This window comes from Curtobacterium sp. PhB25 (assembly GCF_004365375.1).
Taxonomy (GTDB): Bacteria; Actinomycetota; Actinomycetes; order Actinomycetales; family Microbacteriaceae; genus Curtobacterium.
Window position 1 is genome coordinate 21,735 of sequence record NZ_SODR01000014.1, and the last position, 10,226, is coordinate 31,960.

Genomic DNA, 10,226 nt, shown 5'->3' on the forward strand with positions numbered 1-10,226 from the left:
AATGACCACAGCAGCACCCGCCGTCACGTCGAGCATCGACGTCGAGTCCCCGCAGTGGCTCGTCATCCCGGACGTCGCCGACGCGACCCCCGAGTGGCGTGCCGAGGTGCTGCGGTTGTTCGAGGCGATCGTGCACGTGGACCGCGAGGCCGAGGGCGAGCAGCGGATCTTCGACGACGGGCGGGAGGTCGACCCGCAGACGGCACTCGACACCCTGCTCGAGTTCCGCGCTTCGCTCTACGGCGGCGACCGGCTCGTCGCGGGTCTCGGTGTCCCGAACCGGTGGCCGCTCCCCGTCGTGGTCTCGGTCGGGGTCACCGACGGAGACGACGCACGCGGCACCCGCGCGCTCCTCGAGCTCGCCGGTGCCGATGGTGGGCTCCCGGTGGAGCAGCCCGCGGTCGACGAGCTCCCCGAGCACGTCGGGGGCGAGGGGCCGGTCGTCACCCGGTACGACCTCGACGACGACGGCGCGATCTGGGCGACGGTGTGTGCGGTCCGGCGGGAAGGCGGTAGAGACGGCCCCGCCGTCGACACCCGCGTCCTCTGGCGCACCAGGGACCTCGACGTCGTCCCGGTGTTCGGACCAGAGGTCGTCGACCTGCTCGCTGCGATCCGGAACGAGGTGGCCGCATGACCGAACCGACCGCGTCCTTCTTCATGGTCGTCCCGCCGGGGTGGGCTCGGCTCCCCGCAGACGTGCCCCATCGCGAAGAACTCGGTGAGATCGTCCGGCAGGTGATCGCCAACGCGCTCCCGGACGACCTGCCCCGCGACCGTGCCGAACCGCTGCGGCAGGAGATGCGGAAGCGCCTGACCGCGACCGTGGTCGAGGCCGGCGACAACGGCGCGACGGCGGTGTACCTGCCCGTGCAGCCCGTCGACAGCTTCACGCCCCCGGTGTCCGTCATCGAGACCGAGGTGGACGACGAGTCCGACGAGGCCCCGGAGCAGGTGATCGCGGAGATCCTCGCCGATGCCCTGCCCGACCGTCGGGAGCAGGACGACCCCGGCATCCGCGAGGTGGACGGCGGCATCGCCGCTCGCACGGAGACGGTGGTCCGTCGCGCCGACCCCGGCGCCGAGCTCCCCAGCATCGGCGAGGACCTGCCCGTCGTGGACGACCGCCAGGTCGTGTACACGATCCCGGTCCCGCATCGGCCCGGCCGATGGGTCGTGATGTCCTTCTCGGCGATCAGCCTCCCGGGCACCGACGAGCGGCTCACCGATGCGCTCGTCTCGCTCTTCGACGCGATCATGACCACGTTCCGGTGGACCGACGTCCCCGGAGCCGAACCGACCACCCTCGAACGCCGTCTGGCCGAGCTCGGAGGAGCCGCGTGACCTGGTCCTTCGCCCACCCCGAGTCGCACCTGCTCCTGACGATGTCGGTCGTGCTGTTCCTCGGGACCCTGGCCTTCGTGATCCCGACGATCATCACCGTCCGTCGGCGCACGGCGACCGACGCGCTCGCGTGGGCCGATCAGGTCCGCCGTGACCCGGCCGCGCCGTGGGGCATCGACCGGGTCCTCCGCGCGGTGGACGCCTCGTGCGCAGCCGCCGGGGTCGTCTTCCCCGGCGCGGTCCGCATCCTGGTCGGCACGACCGTGCGGCTCGACCTCGCTTCCCCGACTATCGCACCGCCGCAGCCATGGGCCGCGACCCCGGACGGCCGTTCGTGGTCGGCCCCGATGTGGGCGCTGCGGGCCGTGCCGCTCACCGCGCCGGCCCCGAGCGAATTCGCCACGGTGGTCTCCCTAGGCACCGATGGTGACGAGAACGTCCTCGTCGACCTGCGTCGTGTGCGCGGGATCGTCGCGCTCCGGGGTGAGCAGGCCGCACGGGACGCGGTGCTCCGCCGCGTGGTCGACCAGGTTCGCACCGCTCCGTGGGCCACGGGGACCGCTTTGCTCAGCGTGGGTACCGGCTCCGCGTTCGGTGTGGCCGTGTCGGTGCACGACGCGATCGCGGCCGTCGCGGCGGACGCAACCCCGGGCCTCCTGGTCGTGGCGAAGGTGCCGTCCGGGGAGGACGGTCGCGAGCTCGCCCGGCTCCTCGAGCGGCCGGGTGGCCGGTGGGCCTGTGTCGCGGCCGCGCCGCACCCGCTCGCCCGGTGGACGGTCGAGGCCCGCCGCGACGGCACACACGTCTCGGACGTCCTCGGGACGGTCCGGTGGATGGACGTCGGCCTGTCCATGCCCCTTGCGGCATCAACGCAGCTCGATCCGACAGTGCTCCCGATGGAGGCGGACGCCTGATGCGCGTCGTCGTCACCGTCGTCGACGACGTCACAGGCGATTCTTCCGACGTGCTCGTCGACGCACCGGGCCAGACCCCGATGCGCAGTGTCGTCGACGCGCTCGCTCGCCGCACCGGCGGCGCAGCGATGCCGCAGGACGCACCCGACGGCGACGTCCCCTTCGCCAGGAGCGGGTTGGTCGACGGTGCAGTGCTGCACGTCGGCGGCACGGACCGCCCCGAGACGGAGCGAGGGGTCGTCCACCTGCTGGTCGTCGGTGGTGTCGACGCAGGCCGGACGCGTCGGCTCTCGCCGGGCACGTTCCGGATCGCAGCCGCTGACGACGGGTCGCCGACGGTCGGCGCGGACGCTGCGGACCACCCCGGACTGGAGGCCCGGATCGCCTTCGACGGGAGCGTGACGGTCCGGCAGGCACCGACGGACGAGCCGGTAATCGGTTCAGCCGGTTCGGTCACGATCGAGCAGGACGAGATCGGCGACGAGTGGATGGCATGGGTCCCCGACGCGCTCGTGCGCCTCGGTTCGACCGTCCTCACGGTGCGCCCGGTCGAGGTCGTGGATCGCATGCTGCTCCGGCCGCCGGACTCGGGACAGCTGGACTTCAACCGGCCTCCCCGGTTACTGCCCCCGTTTCTGACGACGCAGTTCCGGATCCCGAAGCCGCCCGTGCCGCCGCAGCGGTCCGCGATCCCGTGGATCATGGTGTTCGTCCCGGCGATGTTCGGCATCGTCATGGCGACGGTGTTCCACTCGCCGTTCTACCTGCTGTTCGCCGCGATGACGCCGATCATGGTCATCGGGCAGACCGTCACCGCCAGACGGACGGGCAAGAAGAGCCACCGGAAGCAGACCGCAGAGCACCGGGAGCGGGTCTCGGCGCTCGAGCGTGCGATCGACGCCGCGGTGCTCGCCGAGCGGGACGAGCGCAGGTCGTCATCGTCCGACGCCGGGTCGCTGCGCGTCGTCGCGACGACCCCGGGGCGTCGACTCTGGGAGCGGCGCCCCTCGGACGCCGACCACCTGCACGTCCGGATCGGCATCGGTGACCTGCCCTCGACGGTCACCGTGCAGGACGACCGCGACCTCGACGGCCTCGCGCACGAGGACCGGATCACCAGGGGCGTCCCAGTAACCGTGCCGCTCGCCGAGGTCGGCGTGCTCGGCATCGCCGGGGCCGGAGCGTCGCCGCGCGAACTCGGCCGGTGGGTGCTCGGGCAGCTCGCCGTGACGCAGAGTCCGCGCGAGGTGCAGTTCGTCGTGCTCACCGCGCAGCAGCACGTTCCGCAGTGGGCATGGACGCTCTGGCTCCCGCACCTGCGGCCGACCGGCGGGCAGGACGCTCTCGCCCTCATCGGCGCGGACGGCGAGACCATCGGTCGTCGACTGGCCGAGTTGACCCAGGTGCTCGCCGAGCGCCGGGCCGAGCGAACCAAGAACGGCTCGATGCGCGCGCGCTTCTTGCCGGAGATCGTCGTCGTGCTCGACGGCGCCCGTCGGCTGCGTGCGATGCCGGGCGTCGTGGGACTGCTCCGCGACGGGCCGGCGTGCGGCATCCGACTGGTGTGCATCGACGAGGAGGAGTGGCAGCTCCCCGAGGAATGCGTCGCGACCGTCACGCACCGGACCGAGACCGAGCTGGTCCTGCGGCGGCAGCTCTCCGCGCCCGTGGAGCTCGTGCTCGCCGACCGCGTCGAGGACGACTGGTTCGACGACGTCGCCCGTGCCGTGTCCCCGCTGCGGGACACGAGCGGCTCGGACGGGGACGGCCTGGTGCCCGACGCTGCGCGGCTGCTCGACGTGGTCGACCTGCCGCAGCCGTCCGGGGCGATCGTCGCGGAGCGGTGGCAGCGCGGCCCAGCGACGACCTCGGCGGTTGTGGGCGTGGGGATCGACGGGGCGTTCGCGCTCGACCTCGTGAAGGACGGCCCACACGGTCTCGTCGCAGGAACGACCGGTTCGGGCAAGTCCGAGTTCCTGCAGACCCTCGTCGCGTCGCTCGCGCTCGCGAACCATCCGGACCAGATGACCTTCGTGCTCGTCGACTACAAGGGTGGCGCTGCTTTCAGCGTGGCGTCCGACCTGCCGCACACCGTCGGGCTCGTCACCGACCTCGACCAGCACCTCGTCGAGCGCGCGCTCCGGTCGCTCCGCGCCGAACTCACCCGTCGCGAGCACGTCCTGGCGGCGTCCGGGGCGAAGGACATCGAGGACCACCAGGCGCACCTGGAGCGCGGCGGTGCCGGCGAGGCGATGCCGCGGCTCGTCCTGGTGATCGACGAGTTCGCGGCCATGGTCACCGAGCTGCCTGACTTCGTCGCCGGGCTGATCGGCATCGCGCAGCGCGGCCGGTCGCTCGGCGTGCACCTCATCCTCGCGACGCAACGCCCCGGCGGCGTGGTCGGACCGGACATTCGCGCGAACACCAACCTGCGCGTCGCCCTCCGCATGACCGACTCGGGTGAGAGCACCGACGTCATCGACATCGCGGACGCAGCGCGCATCCCGAAGAGTGTGCCGGGGCGCGCATTCGCGCGCCTCGGGCACTCCTCGGTGGTGCCCTTCCAGTCCGCTCGCGTGGGCGGGAAGTGGGCCGGCGACGAGGACCCGGCCACGAGCCTCCCGTTCGTCCGCGTGCTCGACTGGCGCGACTTCGCGACCGCACCGCCCGCGCGCCCCGTCCGGAGCGACCGCGCGACGGCTGCGACCGACCTGTCGGTCCTCGTCGGCGCGATGGCTGACGCGCGCGACCGGCTCGCAATCGGTCCCCTGCACAGTCCGTGGCTCCCACCGCTGCCCGAACTGCTCCCGCTCGATGCCGTCGGTACGGCAGCCGTCGGCGCGGAACGGACCCGCGCCGCGATCGACGGAGTGCTCCGGTTCCCCTACGGCACGGAGGACCTCCCCGACACCCAGGAGCAGCGCGCCGCCGAGATCGACCTCGATCGCTTCAGCCACCTCTACGTCGTCGGCGCACCCGGCTCCGGCCGTTCACTCGCGCTGCGGACCATCGCGGCCTCCGCCGCTGCGTCCATCCCGTCGACCGAACTGCACCTGTACGCGATCGACTGCGGCAACGGCGCCATGGCGTCGCTGCAGACGCTGCCGCACTGCGGCGGGGTGGTGCAGCGCACCCAGGTCGAGCGCGCGACCCGGCTCATCGACCGACTCACGCGCGAGACCGCCCGGCGACACGACGTCATCGCCGCCGCGAGCGCGTCCGACATCACCGAGCAGCGGCTCCTCGCCGATCCGGGCGAACGCCTGCCGCACGTGCTGGTGCTCGTCGACCGGTGGGAGAACTTCACGACGTCGCTCGGCGAGGTCGACGGCGGTGCCCTCACCGACGCGCTGCAAGCGTTGCTGCGTGACGGCGCCGCGGCCGGCATCCACGTCGTCGTTTCCGGCGACCGGACGCTCCTGTCGTCCCGGATGTCGACGCTCACCGACGACAAGATCGTGCTGCGCCTGACCGACCGGCTCGACTACTCGCTCGGTGGCATCAACCACCGCAAGCTCCCGGCGACGATCCCTGCGGGACGCGGCTTCCGGGCGGACTCCGGCATCGAGGTGCAGTTCGCCTCGCTCGGATCAGACGTGTCCGGAGCGGGACAGACCGCCGCCGTCCGAGACCTCGCGACGTCACTGCGTGCCGGTGCCGCCGTGCCGCCGTCTCCGCGACCGTTCCGCGTCGACGCCCTGCCGAAGGATTTGGACCTCGACGGGGCACTCGCGCTCGAGTCAGCGCCGTCGCTGTCGCCGATGGTCGCGGTGACCGGGATCGGCGGCGACGACATGGAGCTGCAGACCGTCGACCTGTCGACCGGTGGCGGGACCTTCATTGTCGCGGGCCCGTCGCGGTCCGGGCGGTCGACGATGCTCGCGTCGATGGCGCGGTCGCTGCTCGCGGGCGGGACGGAACTCGTGGTTTTGGCGCCACGCCAGGGTGCGGTCCGCGACCTCGACGGGTTGCCCGGGGTCCGCGCAGTGTTCTCCGGCGACGACGTCACCGTGGAGGACCTGTCCCCCGTCCTCACGGCGTCCGGGAGACCGACGGTCCTCGTCGTCGACGACGGCGAGCTCCTCATCGACTGCACCGCCGCGAAGTGGCTCCGCGAGTGGGGGCGAGCCGCCGCGGATAACCGGCAGGGGCTCCTGCTCGGCGGGAATACCACCGGCCTCGCAGCCGGCTTCGGCGGCTGGCAGGTCGACGCCAAGAAGAACCGTCGCGGTGCCCTGCTCTCCCCGCAGGACACGCTTGCCGGCGACCTCATCGGCGTCCGGATCTCGCGGTCCTCGATCTCCAGCCGCATCGAGCCCGGCACCGCCCTCGTCCACCTCGGCACCGGGGTCGCGTCCACGCTGCAGGTGCCGTCGGTCACGGCGAACACGAGGACGGGGAGCGAGGCGGTCGCGTTCGCGGAGCGCTGACGCCCCGACGCTGCGCGCAACCTGAGCATCGGGCCCCTGGAGAACCTTGCCTTCTTCATGCGACCACGCTAGCCAGCGCCAGACGTCGAGGGTGCGATCTCAGCCTGTCCGACCCTTGCCACCGCCACCGCCGCGTCCGTGCCGGAAGTCGGCACGTGTTCGTGGCCGAGTCGGCCAACGGCCGGCTCCTCGGCGTCGCCAGCACGACGCACACATCCGAAGCACGGGACGGCCTTCCCGCACTCGAATTGTCGACCCTGTACGTCGATCAGGGCTCACACGGAACAGGGTTGGCGTCGAATCTCCTCCACGCCGCGATCGGCGGAGACGACGCGCACCTGCTCGTGTTCTCGTTCAATCTGCGCGCCCAGCGCTTCTACGCGAAGCACGGATTCGAGCGCATCGGCAGACGGCAGCTCGACCCAGGAACCGGACTCAACGCAGAACGATGGATCCGACAGTTCACCAATTCCGACAGTCCGACTGAGTAGCCGATCGTTCACCGAGACGGGTTGAGCAGATGCGCCGTGTCTCATGCCAGGGACCGTGAAGGGCACCGATCGTGTGATCGGTGCCCTTCACATCATCGCTTGTAAGTCAAGCTCGTTCGCGTGCGCTGACTCGGGGCAGGACGATGCCGAGGATGATCATCGCGACGGCGAGGAAGGCGTGGAGCACGTTGTCGGCGCTGTTGAGCGGAACGAAGTTCGCCGCGCCGGTCATGCTGGCGGTGAAGAGGCCGTAGATGAACAGCACCGCGTAGATGATGCCGCCGACCAGCAGGTAGAGCCGTGCGCCGCCGGCAGAACGGGCTGCGGCAACGCCGACGATGCCGAAGAGCAAGTGCACGATGTTGTGCAAGACGGATACCTGGAACAGGCCCAGGAGCAGGGCCATGGATCCGTGACCGGCCATCGACATGGACCCCATGTCCATGGTGAGTCCGGGGATGAAGCCGGCGATGCCGACGATCAGGAAGACCACGCCGAACAGCAGGGCGCCCTTCTGGGTGAGGGTGGCGGCGAAGCCGGTGCGCGGAGCTGCTGCGTTGCTGGACATGAGAGGTGCCTTTCGGTCGATGTGCTGGTGGCGTGGCGCGTGAGTGGTCAGGTGGTTGACGATTGGGGTTGTAGCCGATGACGGAGCGCGGTCAACCCGTCTCGGACTCGGGTTTTCGCGGTTCCGACGGTGGTGTGCAGGTCGCGGGCAACTTCCTCGGTGCTGCGCTCACCCAGGTAGCGGAGGATGACGGCCTCACGTTGCTTTTCGGTCAGCTCTGCCAGCGCTCCACGGAGTCGTGCCCGTGAGAAGTGAGCGTCGAACTGGTCGAGGCTGTGGTCGGTGCTGTGGTGATCGCGGATCCCGAGGCGAAAGTCCCGGCGGCGGGACGCTTCACGGCTACGGATCCGATCGATGGCTCGTCGATGGGCGATTGTGCGCAGCCATGACTCGAGCGTGGCGCGAGTCGGGTCGTACCGGGCCGGGTGCTGCCACCACTCGAGGAACGCTTCATGGACGACGTCTTCAGCGAGGTGACGGTCGATGATGATCGTTCCCACGAAACCGCGCAACCCAGACGCGTGCTGCCGGTAGGCGGCCGTGAACGGGTCGATAGCTGTTGGTTGGGTGCCGGGCATGTGGGGCGTACCGATCTTTCTACTGGTGATGGGTTCACCGTAGGCGTTCGGATCACGACCGGTTTCCCCCAGTCCGGGGACCGCGTCGCACGTCGTCCGGGTACTCCGCGGTCGAACTGGAGCCCGACGCCTCTTCAGGCACCTGCCGTTCGCGCACTGCCCTGCACCGATCGATCTCTCAGCGAGGCGATGGCATCACGCGCCGCATGGCCACAACACTGTGTCAGGGGTGGCGGCGGATCGCGGTGAGGGTGGTGTCGTCGTCGAGGTCTGGGCCCGCGGCTTCGAGGAAGGCGGTGAGCGCAAGCTGCAGGTGCGTCGCTGTTCGCAGTTCGATGGCGAGTTGCGTGAGTGTGTGCATGGACGCGTCGGGGAGCTCGAACAGGCCATCGGTGACGATCAGGAGCAGCTCCCCGGGGGCGAGATGGAGGATACGGGGCAGGCGAGGTATCCCGCCGGGTTGCAGGCCGATCGGGAAGTCCGCCGATGGGATCCGTTCAACGGCACCGGTTGTGTGGGCGTGCGCGGTGAGGCCGTGGCCCGCGTCGACGAACTCGATCCGTCCATCCCGGAATCGCAGCCGGGCGTGGAACAAGGTCGCGAACGCAGACGCGCGTTCGAAGTGGTCCCGGGTCGCGGTCTCCGCAGCGTCGACGGCTTCGCCGGGTGGTTCCTGGCGGAACACCTCAAGGCTGCCGAGGAGGTTCGCAGCGAGCACCCCTGAAGCGAGGCCTTTGCCCATGACGTCGCCCACCGTGACCGTGGCGTACCCGCGCTGGCTGTCCACAGTGACATCAGACAGGTCTCCGGAGATCCCTCGCGCAGACCGTGCCGTGGTCGCGATCGTGTACTCGTCGAGCACGGCGGGAGCAGGACGCATCGCTCGCTGGACCGCGTCGATCCAGTAGGAGTCAGCGCTGTCGAGTTCGTCGTCACCGTCCTCGCGTGGGGCGCGCGTGGCGGTCGTCATCTCACCCACGCGATGCGTCGTCTCATCTGCTTCCCCCTGCTCGATGGTATGCAACTCCCGACCCGCTGTGAACGGCGCACAGCCCGCAGGGGTCCGGGATGGTGCCCCTGCGACACCATCCCGGCTGGACGCCGTTGCGTGCAGCAACAGGCGCCCTGTTGACCCAGGAGCATGCTCAAACCGGGTTGCCTGAGACACTAACTCCGATTGATGCGACCGCGATGTCGGCATTTTCACCGACCACTGTCTGCTCCTGCACCGGTACTGTCCGTGATCCATCTGACGCAGCAACCAGTCGCGGGTTGCTGTTTCCTGGAAGCGTGGCCCAGTCTGGGCGAGTAAGACACGCGTGAAGGAAACAGGGGTCCCAGATGTTGTCACTGGTGTACGTGAGCACGATGGCTCGCCCGGTCACGGACGAGGAGCTCGCGGAGATCCTCGTGATCGCCCGGGAGAAGAACCTGCAGCTGGGCATCACCGGGATCCTGGCCCATCAGGGCAGCAACTGTCTCGGGATCATCGAAGGCGACGACGACGTCGTCCGGGAGCGGTTCGCCGGGATCCGGCAGGACCCACGCCACATCAACGTCCGTGAAGTGGCCGTCGATCACATCAGTGCGCGGGCATTCCCAGAATGGTCGATGGCGTTCCAATCCGCCGACCCTCTCATCAAGGACATCCCGGGATTTCTCGACCTGTTCACCGACCATCCGGACCCCGTCCCGGGCGGCGGCAACACATCGCGGGCGAAAGCACTCCTGGAGTGGTTCCGGAAGCACCCCCTCGCACCATTGACCGACCAGGGCGTCGGCGATGCGATCGAGCCGCGTCTGCAAATCATCAGCGCCGCGATCATGGTGCTGCACGATGTCGGCGTGGAACGGGCCGACATGGACCAGATCGCCGACACCGCAGGGATCAGCGTCGACGC

9 protein-coding genes are annotated in these 10,226 nt (G+C 70.0%); 6 read left to right on the top strand and 3 right to left on the bottom strand.

Translation table 11 applies throughout. The features are described from left to right. Position 1 precedes the first annotated feature (1 nt). The 5 genes from EDF51_RS18795 to EDF51_RS20085 all read left to right on the top strand — a co-directional run bounded on the left by EDF51_RS18795 (position 2) and on the right by EDF51_RS20085 (position 7,179). Positions 2–637, top strand: a complete 636-nt coding sequence (locus tag EDF51_RS18795) for a hypothetical protein (RefSeq protein WP_131847336.1) — start codon at positions 2–4, stop codon at positions 635–637. Continuing rightward, positions 634–1,344 carry a hypothetical protein gene (locus tag EDF51_RS18800; RefSeq protein ID WP_131847338.1) on the top strand — a complete coding sequence of 237 codons (711 nt, stop codon included), beginning with the start codon at positions 634–636 and terminating at the stop codon, positions 1,342–1,344. Before EDF51_RS18795 ends, EDF51_RS18800 begins: the two co-directional genes overlap by 4 nt. Continuing rightward, complete coding sequence (locus EDF51_RS18805) at positions 1,341–2,258, top strand: hypothetical protein (RefSeq protein WP_134196124.1); 918 nt, start codon at positions 1,341–1,343, stop codon at positions 2,256–2,258. The genes EDF51_RS18800 and EDF51_RS18805 overlap by 4 nt, the downstream gene beginning before the upstream one ends. Then, positions 2,258–6,688, top strand: coding sequence for an FtsK/SpoIIIE domain-containing protein (locus tag EDF51_RS18810; protein ID WP_131847343.1), 4,431 nt, complete (start codon positions 2,258–2,260; stop codon positions 6,686–6,688). The genes EDF51_RS18805 and EDF51_RS18810 overlap by 1 nt, the downstream gene beginning before the upstream one ends. A 104-nt stretch (positions 6,689–6,792) precedes the next feature. Beyond that, positions 6,793–7,179: a GNAT family N-acetyltransferase gene (locus EDF51_RS20085; protein ID WP_279388079.1), complete on the top strand. Its 387-nt coding sequence runs from the start codon at positions 6,793–6,795 to the stop codon at positions 7,177–7,179. A 106-nt stretch (positions 7,180–7,285) separates the two neighbouring features. On the opposite strand, the gene EDF51_RS18820 is transcribed toward EDF51_RS20085, so the two are convergent. The 3 genes from EDF51_RS18820 to EDF51_RS18830 all read right to left on the bottom strand — a co-directional run bounded on the left by EDF51_RS18820 (position 7,286) and on the right by EDF51_RS18830 (position 9,349). Continuing rightward, positions 7,286–7,747 carry a DUF4383 domain-containing protein gene (locus EDF51_RS18820; RefSeq protein WP_131847347.1) on the bottom strand — a complete coding sequence of 154 codons (462 nt, stop codon included), beginning with the start codon at positions 7,745–7,747 and terminating at the stop codon, positions 7,286–7,288. 47 nt (positions 7,748–7,794) lie between these two features. Beyond that, positions 7,795–8,325 (bottom strand): sigma-70 family RNA polymerase sigma factor, encoded by a 531-nt coding sequence (locus EDF51_RS18825; protein WP_132100791.1) that lies wholly within the window; start codon positions 8,323–8,325, stop codon positions 7,795–7,797. A 223-nt stretch (positions 8,326–8,548) separates the two neighbouring features. Continuing rightward, positions 8,549–9,349 (bottom strand): PP2C family protein-serine/threonine phosphatase, encoded by an 801-nt coding sequence (locus tag EDF51_RS18830; protein ID WP_166673598.1) that lies wholly within the window; start codon positions 9,347–9,349, stop codon positions 8,549–8,551. A gap of 317 nt (positions 9,350–9,666) precedes the next feature. Here EDF51_RS18830 and EDF51_RS18835 point away from each other — a divergent pair. Continuing rightward, a partial coding sequence (locus EDF51_RS18835; protein ID WP_134196128.1) for a BLUF domain-containing protein occupies positions 9,667–10,226 on the top strand: 560 nt, incomplete at its 3' end.

Bases quoted from the DNA above. Each gene is read 5' to 3' on its own strand.
- EDF51_RS18795 (WP_131847336.1), top strand. From the start codon at position 2: ATGACCACAGCAGCACCCGCCGTCACGTCGAGCATCGACGTCGAGTCC.
- EDF51_RS18800 (WP_131847338.1), top strand. From the start codon at position 634: ATGACCGAACCGACCGCGTCCTTCTTCATGGTCGTCCCGCCGGGGTGG.
- EDF51_RS18810 (WP_131847343.1), top strand. From the start codon at position 2,258: ATGCGCGTCGTCGTCACCGTCGTCGACGACGTCACAGGCGATTCTTCC.
- EDF51_RS18820 (WP_131847347.1), bottom strand. From the start codon at position 7,747: ATGTCCAGCAACGCAGCAGCTCCGCGCACCGGCTTCGCCGCCACCCTC.
- EDF51_RS18825 (WP_132100791.1), bottom strand. From the start codon at position 8,325: ATGCCCGGCACCCAACCAACAGCTATCGACCCGTTCACGGCCGCCTAC.